Genomic DNA, 22,475 nt, shown 5'->3' with positions numbered 1-22,475 from the left:
GGGAGGTTTACGATTATGAACATCTTTGTATTAGTAAAAAGAACTTTTGATACGGAAGAAAAAATCGTTATTAACGGAGGCCAAATTCAAGAAGACGGTGCTGAATTCATCATCAACCCGTACGATGAATATGCCATCGAAGAAGCGATTAAAGTACGTGACGCTGAAGGCGGCGAAGTAACAGTTGTGACAATCGGTAACGATGAGTCAGAAAAACAACTACGTACAGCGCTAGCAATGGGTGCGGACAAAGCCGTATTAATTAACGCTGAAGAAGATTTAGATGATTTAGACCAATATACAGTATCAGCTATTTTAGCTGAGTACTTAAAAGATAAAGAAGCCGATTTAATTTTAGGTGGTAACGTAGCAATCGATGGTGGTTCTGGTCAAGTAGCACCTCGTTTAGCTGAACTACTAGGTATTAACTATGTAACAACGATCACGTCTCTTGAAATCAACGGTGACAAAGCGAGCATCGTGCGCGACGTAGAAGGGGATTCAGAAGAAATCGAAACGTCTCTACCTTTACTAATCACAGCGCAACAAGGTTTGAACGAACCTCGTTACCCGTCATTACAAGGTATTATGAAAGCGAAGAAAAAACCGCTTGAAGAATTAGAATTAGATGATTTAGACATCGACGAAGACGATGTAGAACCAAAAACAAAAGTTGTGGAAATTTTCCTTCCACCAACAAAATCAGCAGGTCGCGTACTTGAAGGTGAACTACCAGCACAAGTAAAAGAATTAGTATCGTTACTACATTCTGAAGCGAAAGTTATTTAATTACATCCTAAGTAAACAAATTGATGGGAGGATTTACAATGTCAAAAAAAGTAGTTGTTTTAGCAGAAGCACGTGAAGGCGCATTACGTAACGTATCATTTGAAGCAATCGCAGCGGGTAAAACGATCTCTGGCGGCGGCGAAGTCGTTGCAGCATTATTCGGCCAATCAGTAGGTGACTTAGCTGGTGAACTATTCGCTTACGGCGCAGATCGCGTAGTAACGGTGGAACACCCACACTTACAACACTATACTTCAGATGGTTATAGCCAAGCGTTAAACGCAGTGCTTGATCAAGAAAGCCCAGAAGCAATCGTTTTCGGTCATACAGCACTAGGTAAAGACTTATCACCAAAAGTAGCAGCGAAATTACAAGCTGGTTTAGTATCTGACGTAACAAAAATCGAAGGCGAAGGCGATAGCGCACAATTTATCCGCCCAATCTACTCAGGTAAAGCTTTCGAAAAAGTGGAATCAGAAAGTTCGCCATTACTTGTATCAGTACGTCCAAACAACATTGAGCCACTTGCAAAAGACGCATCAAAATCTGGTTCAGCAGAATCAATTTCAGTTGATATTACAAACTTGCGTTCAATCGTGAAAAACGTTGTTCGTAAATCAACTGAAGGTGTCGATCTTTCAGAAGCGAAAGTAATCGTTTCAGGTGGCCGTGGTGTGAAAAGTGAAGAAGGTTTCGAGCCATTAAAAGAGCTTGCAAACTTACTTGGCGGTGCTGTTGGCGCAAGCCGTGGCGCATGTGACGCAGAATACTGCGACTACTCACTACAAATCGGTCAAACAGGTAAAGTTGTTACACCAGATCTTTATATCGCTTGCGGTATTTCAGGTGCGATTCAACATTTAGCTGGTATGTCTAACTCTAAAGTAATCGTTGCGATCAACAAAGATCCAGAAGCGAATATTTTCAATGTAGCAGACTACGGTATCGTAGGCGACTTATTCGAAGTAGTACCACTACTAATCGAAGAAGTAAAAGCGTTAAAAGTAAACGCTTAATAGAACGAACAGAGCATCGTAAGTCTAAAAACTTACGATGTTCTTTTTTGTAGGTATTAATGCTCTGAATGTAAGCAGACGTTAAGAATCACGAAAGATATCGGCAATTTTATCTTAAATTCAAGCAAAATAGATGTAACACCTAGAGAAATATGCTACACTTTCGATAATGAGAACTAAGGAGGCAATATAATTATGGCAATTAAACACGCAACAGATGCATCATTCCACGGTGATATCGAAAAAGGATTAGTATTAGTAGATTTCTGGGCAACATGGTGTGGCCCTTGTAAAATGATCGCGCCAGTTCTTGAAGAACTAGCACCTGAAATCGAAGGTAAAGCTGAAATCGTAAAAGTAGATGTTGACCAAAACCAACAAACAGCTGCTGAGTTCGGTATCATGTCAATCCCAACATTAGTATTATTCAAAGATGGCGAATTAGTAGATAAAGTTGTCGGTTACCAACCAAAAGAAGCTTTAGCTGAATTCGTTTCTAAACACGCATAATTAATCGATTGAACGATATAAAGGAGCTGTGCTTTTGCATGGCTCCTTTTTTGTTGAACATATGTTCTGTTTTTGTATAATGAAAGAGAAGTGAGGGGATCATGTGAATGACTTATTAAAACAAAAGCTGGCGATATTACCAGATCAGCCAGGTTGTTATTTGATGAAAGATCGACAAGGAACAATCATTTATGTTGGTAAGGCGAAAGTGCTCAAAAATCGTGTGCGCTCGTATTTCACAGGCTCACACAATGCAAAGACAGAGCGACTCGTCAGTGAAATTGAAGACTTTGAATATATTATGACATCTTCGGATATGGAGGCATTTTTATTAGAGCTCAATTTAATTAAATTGCACGATCCGAAATATAACATTATGTTAAAAGACGATAAAACGTATCCATACATTAAAATCACGAATGAACGTTACCCGCGATTGCTCATTACGCGTAAAGTGAAAAAAGACAAAGCGAAATATTTCGGTCCTTATCCGAACGGCTATGCAGCAGCTGAAACGAAAAAATTGCTAGACCGCCTTTATCCATTGCGTAAATGCGATCCAATGCCGAATCGTTCATGTTTGTATTATCATATCGGTCAATGTTTGGCGCCGTGTGTAAAAGATATTCCAGCGAGCACGTACGACGACATGAAGCAAGATATTACCCGCTTTTTAAAAGGCGGACAAGATGATGTGAAAGAAATGCTAACGAAAAAAATGTACGAAGCATCTGAACAACTCGATTTTGAACGTGCAAAAGAATTTCGTGATCAAATCGCGCACATTGAGAAAGTGGTAGAAAGTCAAAAAATGATTATGAATGATTTTACTGATCGTGACGTATTCGGCTATGCAGTCGATAAAGGTTGGATTTGCGTTCAAGTATTTTTCGTGCGACAAGGAAAGTTGATTGAACGAGAAGTATCGATGTTTCCAACGTATAACGACCCTGCAGAAGAATTTTTAACATTTGTTGCACGTTTTTATGAAGCGGGGCATTTGTTGCCAAAAGAAGTACTCGTACCGAAAACAGTTGATGCTTCGATGCTTCAAGAAGCGTTAGACGTTACTGTATTGCAACCGCAAAAAGGGAAGAAAAAAGAACTCGTCGACTTGGCAACGAAAAATGCGCAAAACTCAATTGATGAAAAATTCAAGTTGATTGAGCGTCAAGAGGAGCGTACAATCGGCGCATGTGAAGAACTCGGTAAAGCGCTTAATATCGTCACACCGTTACGTATTGAAGCGTTCGATAACTCGCATATTTTTGGTGCAGATACTGTATCTGCGATGGTCGTTTTTGTCGATGGGAAACCGAGCAAAAAAGATTATCGTAAGTTTAAAATTCGTGATGCAGGCGCACACGATGATTACGGTGCGATGCGTGAAGTCATTCGCCGACGCTATACACGAATGCTTCGTGACGATCAGCCATGGCCTGATTTAATCGTTACAGATGGTGGGAAAGGACAAATGGAAGTCGTCCGTGAAATTTTAGAAGATGAACTCGGGCTTGATATCCCAATCGTTGGTCTTGCGAAAGATGATAAACATAGAACGTCGCAACTGTTATATGGATTTCCACCTGAAGTCATTCCGCTGAAGCGCAATAGCGAAGCGTTTTATTTGTTGCAACGTATTCAAGATGAAGTACACCGCTTTGCGATTACGTTCCATCGTCAGTTGCACCAAAAAAACGCCATTACATCTGTATTAGACAATATTCCAGGCGTCGGACCGAAGCGTAAACAACAGCTCTTAAAGCACTTCGGTACAGTGAAAAAAATTAGAGAGGCAACCGCTGAAGAGCTACTCGAAGCAGAAGTGCCAAAAAATCTGATTAATACAATAATTGACTATTTTTCGAAAAAATAATTGTCTTTTTAAGAAACGTATGCTATCGTTAACTCACCAAATCAAATCACTATTACAGTGATGATAGAGGCGCGGAACTCTAATAGTAAGCATCCCGAGGTTGGATAGAACCGATGACTGATGCTGAAAGGGGAGGCCGCCGAAATGGTTAGTGAATCTATTCTCTCTAACTGTTGGTTCTACATTTAAGAAATGTAGAATTGTCAGAATCTGAACGGTTCTGGAGGGCTATCACACATGAATGTTCGAACGATGAACGTACATGCAAAAGGCGGCCCAATTGAGGTCGCCTTTTTTTAATTCATGTTGACTGCCTAACATAGATATATGTGGGGAGCGAAAAATTTGAGTACTTTAGTAGTGAAATTCGGCGGTACTTCGGTAGCGACGACTGAAAGAATTCAACACGTAGCAAAACGCATTGCGAATGAACAAGCAAAGGGGCACAAAATTGTAGCAGTTGTATCGGCGATGGGGAAAACGACAGATCAACTCGTTGCAATGGCGAATGAAATCGTGACAGCACCTTCAAAACGCGAGATGGATGTTTTATTAACGACAGGGGAGCAAGTAACGATTTCATTATTATCAATGGCACTACATGCACGCGGGTTAGAGGCACAGTCGTTCACGGGATGGCAAGCAGGTATCGTGACGGAACAAGTACCGAGCAATGCACGCATTGAAAGTATTGAAACAAAAGCGATTCAAGCAGCACTCGATGCCGGAAAAATCGCGGTCGTTGCGGGTTTCCAAGGCATTGACGACGCGGGCAATATTACAACACTCGGTCGCGGTGGTTCAGATACGACTGCAGTCGCATTAGCTGCAGCATTAAAAGCCGTACGTTGTGACATTTATACGGACGTTGATGGTGTTTATACGAGTGATCCACGTTACGTGAAACATGCGCGTAAGTTGCAAGAAATGTCTTACGATGAAATGTTAGAAATGGCGCATTTAGGTGCAGGGGTGTTGCATCCGAGAAGTGTAGAAGTGGCGAAAAATCATCAAATACCGATGACGGTGCGCTCAAGTTATGACGAAGTAGAAGGTACGTTGTTGAAGGAGGAAGTAACAGTGGAAAAAGATTTAGTCGTTCGTGGGGTCGCATTTGAAGAACAAATTGTGCGTATGACCGTTTATTACAAAGAGCATTATACAGGCTCACTCGCAAATGTCTTTATGACGCTTGCGAAAAATCATATCAATGTCGACATTATTGTACAATCGTTAATTGAACAAGGCTGTCCAAGCGTCTCATTCTCTGTGAAACAATCACAGCTCGCAGAAACGTTAGACGTATTAGCAACGCATCAAGCAACATTAGGATTTGATCGTATAGAGCATGAAACAAACTTAGCGAAAGTATCCATTGTCGGGTCAGGCATGGCGTCGAATCCAGGGGTGGCGGCTGCGATGTTTGATCGTTTATTCCGAGAAGGAATTGTCGTTAAAATGGTTAGCACATCAGAAATTAAAGTATCGGTCGTTGTACTAGCAGAAGATATGTTACAAGCGGCAAATGCGTTACACGATCAATTTGAACTAGGCAAAGTTGCTGTAGAAGTATAGTACTCATTTTCACAAAAACAAGGGGAGAAGAAAATGCTTGAAATGCTTAAAAATAGACAATATTTTTTTCAAAATAATAGCAGTTTCTTCTATTAAATAATGTAAATGATTTTGAAAAAATAATAATATATATTTTTTTCAGAAAGATACGATTTTTTAAACAAAAAAGGATTGTGCTAATTTAATCGCACAATCCTTTTTTTTGATCACTATTTTTCGATGGGATCTTTCAAATCCCATTTTACATGGAACATCACTTGCTGTTTTTTCTCTTGCTTATCATCAAGGCACTCTGTTAGAAATCCTGATATGTGTTGGTGTTGTTCTGCTAAAAATCCGGCTTCTAAGCGGAAACAACGATGCGTAATATGTAGCAAGTCTTCTGGTCCCGATAGCGTGAAGAAAGCTTCGTCCTTCGATTGCTTATCGATTGTTAATGTTCCCCAGCTTGCATCAGTGAAAAATTGTATGACTTCTTCAAGATTATCAGCGGGGAACTTTCTAGCAAGTTCTTTCCCAGCCCAATAGAGAATATCCTCTTCATTTTTTCCTAAGATTGATGAGAGAATATGGTCACGAATTAGCTCGTAGCCAAAGGCAGAGACGTTTTGTGTTAATTGTTGCGACATATGACCACTTCTTTCTAAAAAATTTGTCTAAAATTTGAATAAGAAAGCAAAAATCGTTGTATAATAGCATTTCTTTATCAAATGTAGCGATTTTTAGACGTTTATCACGCGTTAAAATTGCTTTTGTTTCCTTGACGCTCAATAGTTATGAGAGTACAATGAACTTGTCATAATATTGTACCATGATAAAGCTTGCAGTTAAACCATGCGTTAGCGAATCTGGCGTTGGTTAATATTACGGCTGCCTGCTTTAAGTACTAAGGGGGGTAACAGTCTTGGCGAAAGAAAAAGAGTTCCATTGGCGTCGACTACATTCACTACTTGGTTTAATTCCAGTAGGTCTGTTCTTAACGTTCCATTTATTAGTCAACTTCCAAGCTACTAAAGGTGTAGAAGCATTTAACGATGCTGCAGGTCTGGTTGAAAAAATGCCATTCCTATTAATTGTTGAGTGGGTAGTAATTTATATTCCATTAATGTTCCATGCATTCTATGGTGTGTATATTGCATTCACAGCAAAACCAAACTTGAACCGTTTCGGTACATTACGTAACTGGTTCTTCGTATTACAACGTTTCACAGGTATTTTCCTTGTAATCTTCATTGCATGGCACATCTGGGAAACTCGTTTACAAAAAGCACTTCACGGTACTGAAGTGAACTTCGATATGATGGCAGAAATTCTGTCAAATCCTGCAATGGTAGTATTCTACATTTTAGGTGTCATCTCAGCTACATTCCACTTATCAAACGGTATCTGGTCATTCCTAGTAAGCTGGGGTATTACACAATCTAAACAATCTCAAAAAGTTGCAACTTGGGTAACAATGATTTTCTTTGTATTGCTATCTGTAGTAGGCGTAATGGCAATCTTAGCTTTCGTTTAATCGAAAGTAAGTAATTGAAAACGCTAACTACTTATTTGAACGAGGAGTGAGAAAAAACATGGCGAAAAGCAAACTTTTAGTCGTTGGTGGCGGTCTTGCCGGCTTAATGACTACTATGAAAGCTGCTGAAATGGGCACTGAAGTTGAATTATTCTCATTAGTTCCGGTAAAGCGTTCACACTCTGTATGTGCGCAAGGCGGAATGAACGGTGCTGTAAATACTAAAGGTGAAGGTGACTCACCTTGGATTCACTTTGATGATACAGTTTACGGCGGTGACTTCTTAGCGAACCAACCACCAGTTAAAGCAATGTGTGAAGCAGCACCTGGTATCATCCACTTATTAGACCGTATGGGCGTTATGTTTAACCGTACACCAGAAGGTCTTTTAGACTTCCGTCGTTTCGGCGGTACTATGCACCACCGTACAGCATTCGCTGGTGCGACTACTGGTCAACAACTTCTATACGCACTTGATGAACAAGTACGTAAATGGGAAGTAGAAGGCTTAGTAACAAAATTCGAAGGTTGGGAATTCCTAGGCTTAATCCTTGACGAACAAGGCGTTTGTAAAGGTATTAAAGCACAAAGCCTTAGCACACACGAAATCCGCGCATTCCGCGGTGACGCTGTTGTTATGTGTACTGGTGGCCCTGGTATCATCTTCGGTAAATCTACAAACTCAATGATCAACACTGGTTCTGCAGCATCTATCGTTTATCAACAAGGTGCTAAATACGGTAACGGTGAAATGATCCAAATCCACCCAACTGCGATCCCTGGCGATGACAAATTACGTCTAATGTCAGAATCTGCTCGTGGTGAAGGTGGCCGTGTTTGGACATACAAAGACGGTAAACCTTGGTACTTCTTAGAAGAAAAATATCCTGCGTACGGTAACCTAGTTCCTCGTGACGTAGCGACTCGTGAAATCTTCGACGTATGTATCAACCAAAAACTAGGTATTAACGGTGAAAATGTCGTTTACCTTGACTTATCACACAAAGACCCACACGAATTAGACGTAAAACTTGGTGGTATCATCGAGATTTACCAAAAATTCGTTGGTGACGATCCACATAAAGTACCAATGAAAATTTTCCCAGCCGTTCACTATTCTATGGGTGGTCTATGGGTTGATTACGATCAACATACTTCTATCCCTGGATGTTTCGCTGCAGGTGAATGTGATTACTCTCAACACGGTGGTAACCGTCTTGGCGCTAACTCATTACTTTCAGCTATCTACGGTGGTACAGTTGCTGGTCCAAACGCTGTTAAATACATCCGCGGCTTAGACAAACACGTTGAAGATTTACCATCTAAAATCTACGACGATGCTGTTCGTGAAGAACAAGCTAAGTGGGATGAAGTAATTAAAATGGATAAAGGTAACGAAAATGCTTACCTTCTTCATAAAGAGCTTGGCGAAATCATGACTAAAAACGTTACAGTAGTACGTTACAACAAAGATTTACAAGCTACTATGGATAAATTAGCTGAATTCAAAGAACGTTGGAACAACATCAACGTAAACGATACAGCTAAATGGTCTAACCAAGGTGTTCAATTCACTCGTCAATTGAAAAACATGTTAGCCCTTGCAAACGTTATTACAAAAGGTGCATTATTACGTGATGAATCTCGTGGTGCTCACTACAAACCAGAATTCCCAGAACGTGATGATGAAAACTTCTTAAAATCTACAATTGCAGAATTCACGCCTTCATTCGATCCGAAAATCACTTACGAAGCAGTTGATTGCTCAATGATCAAACCTCGTAAACGTGACTACACAGGAGGTGCTCACTAATCATGGCAGAGCAAAAAACGATTTCAGTTAAAATTAAACGTCAAGATACACCAGAATCATCTCCACGTTGGGAAGAATTCGAAGTACCTTACCGTCCAAACATGAACGTTATTTCTGTTCTTATGAAAATCCGTGAGAACCCAGTAACGAAACAAGGTAAAGCTACTACTCCAGTAGCATGGAACATGAACTGTCTTGAAGAAGTTTGTGGTGCATGTTCAATGGTTATCAACGGCCGTCCACGTCAATCATGTTCAGCCCTAGTTGACCAATTACAACAACCACTTGTAATTGAACCAATGAGTACATTCCCAATCGTACGTGACTTACAAGTCGATCGTTCTCGCATGTTCGATTCACTTAAAAAAGTTAAAGCTTGGGTTCCAATCGATGGTACTTACGATTTAGGCGAAGGTCCACGTTTACCAGAACGTAAACGTGAATGGGCTTATGAGTTATCTAAATGTATGACTTGCGGTGTTTGCTTAGAGTCATGCCCTAACGTAAACTCTGGCTCTTCATTCATGGGTCCAGCTCCTTTATCACAAGTTCGTTTATTCAACACTCACCCAACAGGTGCAATGGTGAAAGACGAACGCTTAAACGCAATCATGGGTGATGGCGGTCTTGCTAACTGCGGTAACTCACAAAACTGTGTTCAAGCATGTCCTAAAGGTATTCCTTTAACAACTTCTATTGCTTCACTTAACCGTGCTGCAACAGTTCAAATGTTCAAAAACTTCTTCGGTTCTGACCACATGGTTGACTAACAATTTGAACGTCAAAGCTGTCTCTTTTAGAGGCAGCTTTTTTTGTTATGGAAGAAAATAGGTGCTTTTTCGAGTGAATATTGGTAAAATGTGAGAATGAACGACTATTCATATGTGGATGGAGGAATGGATATGTTACCTACTTATATTGAAGATGTATCAACTTGGTTAGCAGATTTTCATTATTTCGAGGATATTAAAGTGCGATTTTGTGAGACCGATTTATACGGTCATATGAATAATACAGTACCGTTTATTTATTTTGAACAAGTGCGCGCAAGTTTCATGGAGCAACACGAACTATTAGGGGCAGAAATAGAGCCAGGTGTACTTGCACTAGCAGTCATAGCGAATCAGCACTGTGACTATGTGCAACAAGCTTTTTACAATGATACATTAAAAGTCGGTATTAAAATTGCACGTATCGGTCGTGCATCAATTGATATGCATTATGTCGCTTTGAAAGATCAAGAAATTATTTTTACAGGAACGAGTACATTAGTACAAATGAATAAAAATACAGGAAAATCTATACCATGGACAGAAGCACAATTAGCTTCGGTTACCGAAACGGTTAAATAATTCAGAAATAACTTGCGTATTAAGGCATTTGAAGTCAAAATAGAGGTTATATAGACGTTACGGGAGTGATTTTGAATGCTACATGAACAACTAGACGAAAATATTTTTGCTGTAGAAAAAGACTTGCGTCACATCGCTGCAATCATTAAACAAAAAGGTCGCGAAATTTTGAGTAATTATACAATTACGCCTCCTCAATTTATTGCGCTTCAATGGTTAGATGAACTTGGAGACATGACAATTGGCGAACTTTCGAATAAAATGTATTTAGCGTTTAGTACGACGACGGATTTAGTCGATCGCATGGAACAAAATGATTTAGTTGTTCGTGAGCGAGATACGAGAGACCGACGCGTCGTTCGTGTTCATTTGCTAGAGAAAGGTGAGCAAATTATTACCGAAGTTGTCGTCAAACGACAGCGCTATTTAAAAGATGTCGTCAAAGATTTTGACGAAGCCGAAATTGAAGTTTTAGCCAAACTTCTTTCGCGCATGTATCAAGAAATGAAAGAGGAATGAGGCGGTTAACGTGAATGCTCCAATCGGAGTTATTGATTCAGGTGTTGGTGGCTTAACCGTTGTAAAAGAAATGCTTCGCTATTTACCTAATGAAGAAATTTACTATATCGGTGATACGGCACGCTGCCCATACGGACCAAGAACGCCTAAAGAAGTCGTGAAGTTTACATGGCAAATGGCTAACAAATTGGAAGAGATGGGTATTAAAATGCTTGTCATTGCGTGCAATACAGCAACATGTGTAGCATTAGAAAGTTTACAAAAATATAGCAAAATCCCAGTTATCGGTGTTATTAACGCTGGCGCGCAAGCAGCGATTAAAGCGACAAAAACACACGATATCGCGGTGATTGCTACAGCTGGAACAGTGAAAAGTGCAGCGTATGAAAATGCGATTGCGTCTTTATACTCTTCAAGTAATATTACATCACTCGCTTGTCCACCACTTGTACCACTTGTAGAAAGTGGCGAGTATCATAGTGACTTTGCATTCGATTTAGTAAAACATACGCTTCAGCCATTGGAAAAAGATAAATTCGATACGTTAATTCTTGGATGTACACACTATCCGATTATTAAAGACTTGATTCAACGTGCAGTTGGTGATGATGTACATATCGTATCATCCGCAACAGAGACAGCGAAACAAGCACTCGACATTTTACAGTTCCAAGGCATTGAACGCAAATCGAACGAAGCACCACAACATAAATTCTTTGCAACAGGTTCATTGCCGATCTTTAAAGATATCGCAACGAACTGGTTACCAATTGACAACGTGAACGCAGCACGTATTACGTTATAAACAACAAGGAGCTGTCCTAGAGTGTGCTTATTTAAGCTTCTCGGGAAAGCTCCTTTTTTACATAGGAGGTTTTTTTAATGAAACAAGTAGTTATTGCCACAAAAAACAAAGGGAAAGCACGTGACTTTGAAGCGATTTTCAAACCGATGGGATATGACGTGTTAACGCTTTTTGACGTTGCCCCAAGTATGGATATTGAAGAAACAGGTACAACATTTGAAGAGAATGCAATCTTAAAGGCAGAAGCGTTGGCGAAAGATTTAGGTCAGCTTGTTATTGCTGATGATAGCGGGTTAGAAGTCGATGCATTAAACGGTGAACCAGGCGTTTATTCAGCCCGTTACGCAGGCGACCATGACGATGAAGCAAATATCGATAAAGTGCTCGCAAACCTATCAGAAACGCCTGATAATGAACGTACAGCACGCTTCGTTTGTTGCTTAGCAATCTCAGGTCCAGATTTCCCAACAACGACTGTAAAAGGCTACTGTGAGGGCCAAATTTTACGTGAACGTCAAGGGTCAGATGGTTTCGGATATGACCCGATTTTCTATATGCCTGAGCTTGGCAAAACGCTTGCTGAAGTAACAGCAGAAGAAAAAGGGAAAGTATCACACCGCGGAAACGCATTACGTTTATTAACAGAAACGTTAGCCAATAAACTGTAGGGGGTATACACATGAAAATTGTCGTATTAAGTGATACACATGGTGACGGCGATATTATTCCAACAGTCGTTGCTGCACATCCAGATGCAGATGCTTATTTCCATTGTGGAGATAGTGAACTAGCATACGATGACCCACGCATTCAGCAATGTAAACGCGTGCGCGGTAATTGTGATGGAGATATTCAATATCCTGTCGAAGAAATGGTAACGATTGAAGATCGAACGATTTTTATGACACATGGACATTTGTTTAATGTAAAAACGACGCTAACACCACTTTCTATGCGCGCACGTGAAGTAGCAGCGAATATCGTTTTATTCGGTCACTCACACGTATTAGGAGCCGAATTAGTCGACGATACGCTGTTCTTAAATCCAGGTAGCTTACGTCTTCCACGGGGTCGGAAAGAAAAAAGTTACGCTGTCATTGAGTGGCAAGCAGGTCAGTATGACATTCGCTTTTTAGACGAGCAACATCAACTTATTACAGCTGTAAAATTATAATCTTATATTAAAAAAATTTATTGACGTTATACACACTGTCATATATAATAAATATTGTCTTAAGGAACTTAGGACGATATTGTCTCAGTAGCTCAGCTGGATAGAGCAACGCCCTTCTAAGGCGTCGGTCGGGGGTTCGAATCCCTCCTGGGACATTGAAGGGTTCAGATATGTAAAGTTTGAACCAAAATAAAATCGCTTCAAATCCTTGATATATAAGGGTTTGGGGCGTTTTTTGTATTTATATAGAATACGGAATGATACGATAGAAAACGATGAAATTGCAAATAATTTTACACAAATTTAGTTCACATTATTCTCTAGTTAGTGATGAAATTTGATATATATTGAAATGAGCTTTTAATACCCTGATATACTATAAAATATAATTTATGTAGTATATGGTGAAAAATACTAATTTTTTCATATTTACGTTAACTTATATTTAGATTATTGTTATAAATATTAAAAATATAAGGAGGATTTCTATGAAAGGATGTCTCAGATTATTCGGTTATTTGCTTATTGTTGTAGTATTAATAGGCGCTTGTTCGATGATTTTTGGAGACGATGAAGAAAATTCATCTGATAAGGAAGAAAAAACTGAAAAGACTGTTCAGAAAGAAGAAAAACCAAAAGAAGAAAAACCAAAAGAAGTTCAAGTGAAGCAGGACGAGTTTGAAGCATATGCACAAAATATCACAGGTGGTCCATTCATCAAAAATATTAGTGTAAAAGATAACAAAGGGCATGTGGATTATTTTGGAAACTATGAAGAGTATAAAAAAGCAAATCCAGATAGCCAAGTAACCGAAGAATCATATAAACAATATTTTGATTCAGGTGATGCAATTGAAAAAATTTTAGTAAGTGAAAACGTTCGTTTATTAAGAGAGTTCCCAGACTTAAAAAGTACTTCAATGTCTTTACCATATGAAGGAAAAGAATATTCGATTAATCTAAATCGTCAACATGCCAACGAGTATCTAGGTTTCAAGATTGAGGACTTAAATACTGAGGATGGATCTTGGGAAGAAAAATTTGTTAGTGCAATAGTTTATAACGACGTAGAGCGCCAGAAGTTCTTTAATGAATTTGTAACAGTAAAATAAAAGATGACTGTAAGAGAAAGCATTTTTATATTAAATCACTTTTAGCTTTATTGCTAAAAGTGGTTTTTTGTGCTGTCGTGCATATGTCTATGTGCATTAAGGGTATAGGTGAATAATTACGTATGACGATCGAAGTAAAAAACTATGAGGTGAGTGCAAATGCAATCATTACAACCGAAGAAACCGTGGTATAAACGATTTTGGGTTTGGCTCTTAATTATTGTGTTCGTAGTAGGATTAATCGGAAGTTTGCCAGATAGTGAACCGACTGTTTTAAATACGTCTGATGATGAGCAAACATTAGAAGATGAATCGACAAAAGAAGAAACTGAGGAAGAAACAGAAGATGTAGAATTGATGACTCCAATTGAAGATGCTGATGAAGCGCTTGAAGACGAAAGTGAAGAAGAGCAAGTGATAGAGGAAGAATCGAAAGAAGAAAAAGAAGAATCTGAACGTACAACGTCTTCTGAAGAGACACCATCAGAAAGTGAAGAAACGTCATCACCGACGACTTCTTTAGCAGAAGGGGAAGCATATGCGCGTGCAGAATCGTATTTACAAACGTCTGCTTTTTCGAAGAGTGGTCTTGTTGAGCAACTTGAATACGAAGGTTATTCGTCAGCTGAGTCAGAAGCTGCAGTTGCACAATTGTCGGTAAGTTGGGAAGAACAAGCAGCGATAAAAGCAAAGTCATATTTACAAACATCTGCTTTCTCAGAAAGTGGCCTTGTTGAGCAACTCGAATATGAAGGGTTCACGAATGCACAAGCATTGTACGGGGTTAGTCAATCGGGTGCAGATTGGAAAGAACAGGCTGCAAAAAAAGCGGAATCGTATTTACAAACGTCTTCTTTCTCGAAAAGTGGATTAATTGAGCAGTTAGAATATGAAGGCTTCACTGCTGATCAAGCAGCTTACGGTGTTTCACAAGTAGGCTATTAATCAATTTTCTAATATGTACAAAATACGTTATAATGAATAGAGGTTAAGAAGTAAAAAGTAGGTGAAACAAATGGGTAAATATCAATTAGATGCTAAAGGTCAAGTAGCAGTAACGAAATTCCACGAGAAAAATAAACCTGCACAGTTCGATAAAAAGCAACAACTTGAAAAATTACGTGCTGAATATTTAAAAAAGAAGCAAGCAAAACAAGGTAAATAATATAACGGTATCCTAGCTACATATAGTGGCTAGGATTTTTTAATGCTTGATAGGTTGTCAAATTAACTGCACCACTACATATTTAAATGCATCCTGTGTGGTGTTCCAGTTGAGGCACTTTCTTGGTCGATTATTGATCAATGAAAGTGCTTTTTCTATGTTTGATGATGTGAATTGTCCCAAATCCATTCGTTTCGGGAAAAATTCACGTAAAAGAGCGTTACTATTTTCATTTGTGCCACGTTGCGTACGGATCTGCAAAGTAACATGGGATACCGTACTGTTTTTCAAGTTCGATGTAACAGCTAAATTCTTTTCCACGATCCGTCGTAAACTTACAACGATTGAGCGTTTATTAAGCCAACATCATATCGCGCATAAGGTAACGATTCTTAAAGGAGAACCCGGCCCAACGATTGAGCGCTATGTACAAGAATAACAAGTAGATTCAGTCGTTATTGGAGTCGGGGGCTAAATGGTTTACAACAAATGATGCCAGGTAGCGTGAGTCATAAAGTGATAAAACATGTAAATTACTCTATATTAGTGGTTAAATAGTTCTATTATAAGAGTCGCATATACGGCTCTATTTATATATTTATGAGAAATGACTCAAAAAAACAGAGAAAAAGTCGATAATGATTAATAATAGATTTAAAGGAGTCTGATTCATGGGGTTAAATGAAAAATGTTCAGTAATTGAGGAAACGTTTCGTATTCCTGTTCATATCATTCATAACGAAACGTTAGAAATGACTTTTCCATGTAAGAAAACGTGGACGGAACCGTTCATACAATCGTTATTAAAACAGAAGAAATGCGATTGTACGGAGACGTTTGAAAAATATTCGACAAATGGTATCGAATGCTATTATTATTTTTACTTGCCACGCGAAACGGTGATTGTTGGACCAGTTATTCATACGCGTTTTTCTATGACACATTTAGTAACAGAATGGCGTCATTCAGGAAAATTAGCAGGACATCAAGTGAATGAAATTGTGACGCATATTCCCGTCATTGATTTAGACGATATGCAGCGTTATAACAAAATGATTCATATGTTGTTATTTAATAAGCCGTTGACGTTAGAAGACCCGCCACTTGAATTATCAACGAACGATAAACAACATCAGCGCACACGTTTCGTGACATATCAAATGGAACTCGACTTTTTAGAACTTATGAAAACAGGTGATGTAGAGAAAGTTGAAATGATCATTAATCAATTTGCGACAGCTCAAAACATCGGCGTATTAGCGACAACGAATGCGCTACGTAATACAAAAAATTTAGCGATTGTCGTAATGACTGTTACATCACGAACGGCAATTCAAGCAGATGTATTAGAAGATATCGCATTTTCAATGAGTGATGAAGCGATTCAACAAATTGAACGCCAAACGACGATGGAAGATGTGCATAACATCGTTAAGCATTATATTTTAACGTTTACAAAATTGATTCAAGAAGAGAAAAAAGAGAGTTATTCTTTACCGATTGTTAAATGTCGTCAATACATTGCTTCTCACGTATATGATGATATTTCATTGTCGACGGTTGCAGAAGAAATCGGCCTTCACCCCGCATATATTTCTACATTATTTAAAAAGGAAGTCGGCATTACATTGAAAGAATACGGTCAGCAAAAACGTATTGAAGAAAGTAAGCGTCTATTATTAAATGCGAATTATATGATTAGTGATATTGCAAAATTACTCCATTTCCACGATCAAAGTCATTTTACGAAAGTGTTCAAAAAAATAACAAATTATACACCAAAGCAGTTTAGAAGTACGTACTTATAAACGATGAAATGGATTCTTATATAAAAATATTAAAAATGAAGCATGAAAAAACGTAATTGAAAGAATTTTCAGTACAATTTCTATATGAATTCATGGTCTACAGGTGTATAATCCTTTGTGAAAGGTTTCACGCAACAAGAAAAAAGCGGTGCGCAAGCAGTGGTGGAATTCTCGATAAACAAATGTTTTTTCATAGTAATGTATGTTAAAATTGAAATGAGATTTGCTGATGAAGCAACGTGAAGCAATGACATGAAATGCGAGATTATTACTAATGGCGTTTACCTGTCGTAACACTACGTGCGTCTAACATATGAAGGGTTTGTTCATATGAATCGCTTTTGAAGTATTTCAAAAGATGTTGAAATACGGCGCCTGCAAAACAACTAAGGACGCTTTTAGCGCGCTTAAGTCATTCATTTCACATATGTGAAGTCACAGAAATAGTTATTGTAAAGGAGAATTGGATATGTCAGAACAGACTACTCAATCACAACAACCAGCAGTAAGCCAACAACAATTGGATGTACTTGATCAATTACTTGATCCGAAAGTACAAGAATCATTAACAGCTTTAGTAAATGAATTACCAAAACTTGCAGAAATGGTAACAACATTAACAAGCATTTATGATGTCGCACAAGGCCTTGCAACAGACAAAGTATTCAAAAATGATATGGTGAACGCAACTTCTGAAATCGTAGGACCAGTCGTGAAATCTGCTAAAGGTTTAGCTGCAACTGCAATTGAAGCAAAAGACCGCGCAGATGTAAGCCATGAACAAATCGGCTTATTCGGCATTTTAAAACTTCTTAAAGACCCACAAGTACAAAGCATCTTCCGCTTTGCAAATGCGTTCTTAGAAGTAAGCAAAGAAAACAAAAACCACTAATATCCCACAACACTTAGTAACATGGAGGTTTAACCAAATGAAAAAAATCGTCATTTTAGGTGCAGGTTACGGCGGCGTATTAGCTGCAACAACTGTACGTCAATACGTAGACGCGAACGAAGCAGAAGTAATCGTTGTCAACAAATATCCAACACACCAAATTATTACTGAATTACACCGTTTAGCTGGTGGTACAGTAAGCGAAAAAGCCGTTGCATACGACTTAGGAAAATTATTCCGCGGTAAAGATATTAAAATTAAAATCGCTACAGTGGAATCATTCTCTGTCGACAACAAATCAGTAAAATTAGATAACGGTGAAACTTTATCTTACGACGCATTAGTTGTCGCATTAGGTTCTAAAACTGGTTTCTTCGGTATCCCAGGTCTTGAAGAAAACTCATTCGTTTTAAAATCTGTTGAAGATGCAAACAACTTACGCGAACACATCATCGGTCGCATTAAAGCTTACGCTGAAACAGGCGATAAAGCAGATGCAACAATCGTCATCGGTGGCGGTGGTTTAACAGGTGTTGAGCTTGTTGGTGAAATCATCGACAACATGCCAAAAATCGCAGCGAAATATGGCGTAGCAGCTGATGAATTAGACGTGAAATTAGTAGAAGCTGGCCCACGTATTTTACCAGTACTACCACAAACATTAATCGAACGCGCAACAAAATCTCTTGCAGATCGTGGCGTTGAGTTCTTAACTGGCCTACCTGTAACAGGTGTTGAGGGTAACGTTGTTTCTCTTAAAGACGGTCAAAAAATTACAGCAAACACAATCGTTTGGACAGGTGGCGTAGCTCAATATCCAATCGTTGAAGAGTCTGGTTTAGTATGTAACCGTGGTAAAGCAGTCGTAAATGACTTCTTACAATCTGATTCACACCCTGACGTATTCGTAGTCGGTGATGCTGCAGCAGCATACGCACCAGGCGCGAACAAAGAAACAGACCGTCCGTACCCACCAACTGCACAAAATGCATGGCAAATGGGTGAATTAGTTGGTTACAACTTATTCGCTTACTTAAACGGTAAAAACATGAAAGGCTTCAACCCAGTAAACTCTGGTACGTTAGCTTCTCTAGGCCGTAAAGATGGTGTTGCAACAGTCGGTGGTAACAACACTGAACTAAAAGGTTTACCAGCATCATTAATGAAAGAAGCGTCTAACATTCGCTACCTTTCTCACATCAAAGCTTTATATGGTTTAGCTTACTAGGCCGATAGTTTAGATGGTTTCAAGAGAACTGCAACTTTATGCAGTTCTCTTTTTTTGTGTGTCAAATGAACTATTTTTTTAGCTTGTTTTGATGATATTCTTGAATGTCTGTATGTTGACATTTAATTCTAAAAAATGTAATCAAAAAGTAATATAAATTTTGCATTTGTTACCCCTATAATAAAACGAGGAAAGGGGCAAGTGAATTGAAAAAAATGAAACGATTTACTGTCGCAAGTGCTTTAGCAGGGCTAATAATTGTTAGCCCAATGATGCAATCGCATGCGGCAACAACGGCACCAGTTCAAAAAGAAGTATTATCAAAAACGACACAAACGACTTTAAATAATATGTTGAAAACATCAAAAATAGCATTAGGGGTAAGTATCCGCGATGCAAAAACGGGTGCGACACTCTATAGCTATAATGCGAAAAACTTAATGTCTACCGCTTCAAATATGAAACTATTAACAGCAGCTGCTGCACTTGATACGCTCGGTGAAAACTATCGCTTTAAAACAGTTGTCAAAACGACAGGTAAGATTAAGAAAAACGGTACGTTAATGGGAGATGTGTATTTAGTTGGTCAAGGTGACCCAACGCTACATAAATCAGATTTAACGAAATTTGCACAGGCGTTAAAAGCAAAAGGTATTAAAAAAATTAACGGTCATGTGTATGGCGATGAAAGCTACTTTGACCATAATTACGTAGCGCCAGGGATTAATAAAAAAGATTCATTAACATATTACGGTGCGCCGGTATCTGCGTTAGCACTATCACCAAACAATGAATACGATACAGGTACGGTCGTTGTTTATGTGAAAGGTTTAAAAGAAGGGAAAGCACCAAAAGTTGCTTTCAGTGCGCAAGGACATTTAGAAGTTGTCAACAAAGCAAAAACTGTGAAAAAAGGCGAACGCACGAGCATTAGTATTTCACGTGCGTATGGCACGAATAAAGTATACGTTTCTGGACAAATTGCAGAAGGTTCAAAAAAAGATAAATGGATTTCTGTAGATAATCCTTCAAAACATACGATGACAATTTTCGAAGATGAAATTGTAAAACAAGGTATTGCGGTGAAAAACCCAGGATTTAAATTAGCGGTTACACCGAAAAAAGGCACAACAACAATCGTTACCGATCAATCTGTTAAATTATCATCTATTATGATTCCATTCATGAAGTTAAGTAATAACGGTATTGCCGATACTTTAACAAAAGCGATGGGTAAAAAAGTGTTTGATAAAGGTACAAATGCAGATGGTGTAAAAGCGATTGAGCAATATGCAGTTACTCATAAAGTGTCAACAAAAAATTGGACATTTATTGATGGTTCAGGTTTATCAAGTCAAGATCGCGTGACAGCGGAGCAAATGACGAAGTTTTTATACCACACGCAAAAAGCAAAATTTTATAAAACGTATTACACGAGCTTACCAGTGGCCGGTAATAATGATCGCTTAGTAGGCGGTACGCTACGTTCACGTTTAACGGCACCAGATTTACAAGGACGCGTCGTTGCGAAAACAGGTTCTATTAACAATGTACGTACGTTAAGTGGATACGTTACGCAAAAAGATGGCGATCCAGTAATTGTGAGCGTTTTAACACGTGGCACAAATAGCACATCATTTATCGATAGCGTTGTAACGACGATCGTAAATGACAGTGTCTTAACGACAGCAAAGAAAAAATAATGAATGGGAAAGCGTAGTGATGTACTACGCTTTTTCTTTTTGCGTAAAAAAATTAATAAATTACATTTTATAGTAAAAAATACATAAAAATAAACGATATTATAAAAGTACCAACTTACATATTTTACAACTATCGAAGGGGTGTAGTGAGATGAAATGGCAATGGGGAATCGCCACAGCACTTGTAGGTGCATGTCTATTCGGACAAGGTGGAGACGTATCAGCGAAACAAGTACTTTCTAGTTCAGCAAAATCAGCACTTCAAAAAATTGCGAAGACAGGCGGAACGAAAGGGATTTCTGTTCGTGATGCAAAAACTGGAGAAACGTTATATAGCTATCAAGGAACGAAAAAATTTACGCCTGCTTCAAATATGAAAATTTTAACGGTGACAGCAGCGTTAAATGAACTTGGCGAAAATTATCGTTTTCAAACGACTGTCAAAATAACAGGGAATTTAAAGAAAAATGGTACGTTAGATGGGGATTTATATTTAGTTGGACAAGGGGACCCATCATTGCAAAAGAAGCATTTACAGAGCATCGCGAAAAGTTTAAAAACGAAAGGTGTTAAAAAAATTACTGGGAAAGTGTATGGAGACGATAGTTATTTTGATCGTAACTATTATGCGCCTGGTATTTTAGAGGCTGATAAATCAACGTATTACGGCGCGAAAGTATCAGCACTCACATTATCACCGAATGACTATTATGGAACGGGAACTGCCTATCAAGGAAGCCAACGCGTACCATTGAAAAATCCCGCACAATATACGATGACAACATTTATAAGTGCGTTAACGTCGGCAAGTATTAAAGGTGTGAGTCAAACATATCAATTGAAAAAAGCACCAAAGAAAGCAACGGTGCTCGTACAACATCAATCACCGAAGCTAGCAAGCATTATCGTACCGTTTATGAAATTAAGTGACAATGCGGTAGCGGACGTATTAGTGAAAACACTCGGTCAAACGACGTTCCAAAAAGGGACAAATGCACATGGTGTTTTAGCGATTAAAAAATATGCGAAAGCAAATGGTGTAAATACGAAAAACTGGACGTTTATTGATGGGTCAGGGATGGCGCATGCGAATAAAGTAACACCACAAGAAATGACGAGTTATTTATATAAAGAACAAAAGAAACCGTATTATGCTGCGTTTTTAGCAAGTTTACCAGTAGGCGGTAAATCGGGCTCAATGGTAGGTGGAACACTCGCTGGTCGCTTAAGTGGTTTAGGCGACGGTACGGTTCAAGCGAAAACCGGTACGTTAGAATATGGGACGCATACGTTAAGTGGGTATGTGACACAACGTGATGGGGATAAAGTAATTGTGAGTGTATTAACGAAAGGTAGTTCTCGTAGTTACGTTGATCAAGTATATCGTGCAATCGTAAAAGATTAACGAAAAACCGAGCAATGGCAAAAGCCAACGCTCGGTTTTTTGTATCGCTTCGAACGAGGAATACAGCGATACGTGTATATAAAACAGCATCCCACTTCTCTCAATGTTAATGGGGGTACTATCTATATACTTTATATATAACATGAAATAATAGAAAATTCAAAAAATATAGCAAAAAATGATTCAGCGAATGTCGTGTAAAATGTGTATACTATTA

Annotated in this window: 23 protein-coding genes, 1 tRNA gene, 1 pseudogene and 1 riboswitch; of the genes and pseudogenes, 23 read left to right on the top strand and 2 right to left on the bottom strand. The window is 38.6% G+C overall.

Annotation, left to right across the window (positions count from 1 at the left end; all coding sequences use genetic code 11):
- Positions 1-15: 15 nt before the first annotated feature.
- The 5 genes from KMHG_RS06885 to KMHG_RS06865 all read left to right on the top strand — a co-directional run bounded on the left by KMHG_RS06885 (position 16) and on the right by KMHG_RS06865 (position 5,766).
- Positions 16-789, top strand: coding sequence for an electron transfer flavoprotein subunit beta/FixA family protein (locus KMHG_RS06885; RefSeq protein ID WP_010288206.1), 774 nt, complete (start codon positions 16-18; stop codon positions 787-789).
- A 38-nt stretch (positions 790-827) separates the two neighbouring features.
- Positions 828-1,805: an electron transfer flavoprotein subunit alpha/FixB family protein gene (locus KMHG_RS06880; protein ID WP_010288205.1), complete on the top strand. Its 978-nt coding sequence runs from the start codon at positions 828-830 to the stop codon at positions 1,803-1,805.
- Between the two features lie 195 nt (positions 1,806-2,000).
- Positions 2,001-2,315: a thioredoxin gene (gene trxA, locus KMHG_RS06875; RefSeq protein WP_010288204.1), complete on the top strand. Its 315-nt coding sequence runs from the start codon at positions 2,001-2,003 to the stop codon at positions 2,313-2,315.
- Positions 2,316-2,418: 103 nt separating this feature from the next.
- Positions 2,419-4,191 (top strand): excinuclease ABC subunit UvrC, encoded by a 1,773-nt coding sequence (gene uvrC / locus KMHG_RS06870; protein ID WP_010288202.1) that lies wholly within the window; start codon positions 2,419-2,421, stop codon positions 4,189-4,191.
- Positions 4,192-4,247: 56 nt separating this feature from the next.
- A riboswitch (Lysine riboswitch) is annotated at positions 4,248-4,430 on the top strand.
- Positions 4,431-4,536: 106 nt separating this feature from the next.
- Complete coding sequence (locus tag KMHG_RS06865; RefSeq protein WP_010288200.1) at positions 4,537-5,766, top strand: aspartate kinase; 1,230 nt, start codon at positions 4,537-4,539, stop codon at positions 5,764-5,766.
- Positions 5,767-5,975: 209 nt separating this feature from the next.
- Here the strand turns inward: KMHG_RS06865 and KMHG_RS06860 are convergent, their stop codons facing one another.
- Positions 5,976-6,395 carry a YslB family protein gene (locus KMHG_RS06860; protein ID WP_010288199.1) on the bottom strand — a complete coding sequence of 140 codons (420 nt, stop codon included), beginning with the start codon at positions 6,393-6,395 and terminating at the stop codon, positions 5,976-5,978.
- 275 nt (positions 6,396-6,670) lie between these two features.
- On the opposite strand from KMHG_RS06860, the gene KMHG_RS06855 reads away from it, so the two are divergent.
- The 12 genes from KMHG_RS06855 (at position 6,671) to KMHG_RS19420 (ending at position 15,222) form a co-directional block, all read left to right on the top strand.
- On the top strand, positions 6,671-7,282 hold the full coding sequence (locus KMHG_RS06855) for a succinate dehydrogenase cytochrome b558 subunit (RefSeq protein WP_010288198.1): 612 nt from the start codon (positions 6,671-6,673) through the stop codon (positions 7,280-7,282).
- Positions 7,283-7,340: 58 nt separating this feature from the next.
- Complete coding sequence (sdhA, locus tag KMHG_RS06850) at positions 7,341-9,095, top strand: succinate dehydrogenase flavoprotein subunit (protein ID WP_010288196.1); 1,755 nt, start codon at positions 7,341-7,343, stop codon at positions 9,093-9,095.
- A 2-nt stretch (positions 9,096-9,097) separates the two neighbouring features.
- Positions 9,098-9,865, top strand: a complete 768-nt coding sequence (gene sdhB, locus KMHG_RS06845) for a succinate dehydrogenase iron-sulfur subunit (RefSeq protein WP_010288195.1) — start codon at positions 9,098-9,100, stop codon at positions 9,863-9,865.
- Between the two features lie 132 nt (positions 9,866-9,997).
- Positions 9,998-10,447: an acyl-CoA thioesterase gene (locus KMHG_RS06840; RefSeq protein WP_010288193.1), complete on the top strand. Its 450-nt coding sequence runs from the start codon at positions 9,998-10,000 to the stop codon at positions 10,445-10,447.
- A 75-nt stretch (positions 10,448-10,522) separates the two neighbouring features.
- Positions 10,523-10,966, top strand: a complete 444-nt coding sequence (locus KMHG_RS06835) for a MarR family winged helix-turn-helix transcriptional regulator (protein ID WP_010288191.1) — start codon at positions 10,523-10,525, stop codon at positions 10,964-10,966.
- 10 nt (positions 10,967-10,976) lie between these two features.
- Positions 10,977-11,771 (top strand): glutamate racemase, encoded by a 795-nt coding sequence (gene racE / locus KMHG_RS06830; protein WP_010288190.1) that lies wholly within the window; start codon positions 10,977-10,979, stop codon positions 11,769-11,771.
- A 77-nt stretch (positions 11,772-11,848) separates the two neighbouring features.
- Positions 11,849-12,439 carry an XTP/dITP diphosphatase gene (locus KMHG_RS06825; RefSeq protein ID WP_010288189.1) on the top strand — a complete coding sequence of 197 codons (591 nt, stop codon included), beginning with the start codon at positions 11,849-11,851 and terminating at the stop codon, positions 12,437-12,439.
- An 11-nt stretch (positions 12,440-12,450) separates the two neighbouring features.
- On the top strand, positions 12,451-12,945 hold the full coding sequence (locus KMHG_RS06820) for a metallophosphoesterase (RefSeq protein WP_010288186.1): 495 nt from the start codon (positions 12,451-12,453) through the stop codon (positions 12,943-12,945).
- 81 nt (positions 12,946-13,026) lie between these two features.
- Positions 13,027-13,100 (top strand) — tRNA-Arg (locus KMHG_RS06815).
- Positions 13,101-13,433: 333 nt separating this feature from the next.
- Positions 13,434-14,057 carry a hypothetical protein gene (locus KMHG_RS19530; protein WP_010288185.1) on the top strand — a complete coding sequence of 208 codons (624 nt, stop codon included), beginning with the start codon at positions 13,434-13,436 and terminating at the stop codon, positions 14,055-14,057.
- A 159-nt stretch (positions 14,058-14,216) separates the two neighbouring features.
- Positions 14,217-15,002, top strand: a complete 786-nt coding sequence (locus KMHG_RS18340; RefSeq protein ID WP_010288184.1) for an Ltp family lipoprotein — start codon at positions 14,217-14,219, stop codon at positions 15,000-15,002.
- Positions 15,003-15,072: 70 nt separating this feature from the next.
- Positions 15,073-15,222, top strand: coding sequence for a hypothetical protein (locus tag KMHG_RS19420; protein WP_010288182.1), 150 nt, complete (start codon positions 15,073-15,075; stop codon positions 15,220-15,222).
- A 57-nt stretch (positions 15,223-15,279) separates the two neighbouring features.
- Here KMHG_RS19420 and KMHG_RS19525 read toward each other — a convergent pair.
- Positions 15,280-15,553, bottom strand: a pseudogene (locus tag KMHG_RS19525) (IS30 family transposase); the annotation flags it as partial.
- A 104-nt stretch (positions 15,554-15,657) separates the two neighbouring features.
- On the opposite strand from KMHG_RS19525, the gene KMHG_RS19925 reads away from it, so the two are divergent.
- The 6 genes from KMHG_RS19925 to dacB (KMHG_RS06765) all read left to right on the top strand — a co-directional run bounded on the left by KMHG_RS19925 (position 15,658) and on the right by dacB (KMHG_RS06765) (position 22,258).
- Entirely contained in the window at positions 15,658-15,780 is a 123-nt protein-coding gene (locus tag KMHG_RS19925) for a universal stress protein (protein WP_390618818.1), read from the top strand.
- 113 nt (positions 15,781-15,893) lie between these two features.
- A complete protein-coding gene (locus tag KMHG_RS18330) occupies positions 15,894-17,030 on the top strand; it encodes a helix-turn-helix domain-containing protein (RefSeq protein ID WP_010288179.1) in 1,137 nt (378 codons plus the stop codon).
- Positions 17,031-17,499: 469 nt separating this feature from the next.
- On the top strand, positions 17,500-17,922 hold the full coding sequence (locus KMHG_RS06780; protein WP_010288177.1) for a helical membrane plugin domain-containing protein: 423 nt from the start codon (positions 17,500-17,502) through the stop codon (positions 17,920-17,922).
- Between the two features lie 37 nt (positions 17,923-17,959).
- Positions 17,960-19,150, top strand: a complete 1,191-nt coding sequence (locus KMHG_RS06775; RefSeq protein ID WP_010288176.1) for an NAD(P)/FAD-dependent oxidoreductase — start codon at positions 17,960-17,962, stop codon at positions 19,148-19,150.
- A 215-nt stretch (positions 19,151-19,365) separates the two neighbouring features.
- Positions 19,366-20,853 carry a D-alanyl-D-alanine carboxypeptidase/D-alanyl-D-alanine endopeptidase gene (gene dacB / locus KMHG_RS17445; RefSeq protein WP_238984678.1) on the top strand — a complete coding sequence of 496 codons (1,488 nt, stop codon included), beginning with the start codon at positions 19,366-19,368 and terminating at the stop codon, positions 20,851-20,853.
- 151 nt (positions 20,854-21,004) lie between these two features.
- Entirely contained in the window at positions 21,005-22,258 is a 1,254-nt protein-coding gene (gene dacB, locus KMHG_RS06765) for a D-alanyl-D-alanine carboxypeptidase/D-alanyl-D-alanine endopeptidase (RefSeq protein ID WP_010288174.1), read from the top strand.
- The last annotated feature ends 217 nt before the right edge of the window (positions 22,259-22,475 follow it).

The sequence above is a fragment of the Kurthia massiliensis genome, from assembly GCF_000285555.1.
In the GTDB taxonomy this organism is placed as follows: Bacteria; Bacillota; Bacilli; order Bacillales_A; family Planococcaceae; genus Kurthia; species Kurthia massiliensis.
Note: the sequence above shows the minus strand (reverse complement) of the source record. Positions and strands in the feature narration are given on the sequence as shown.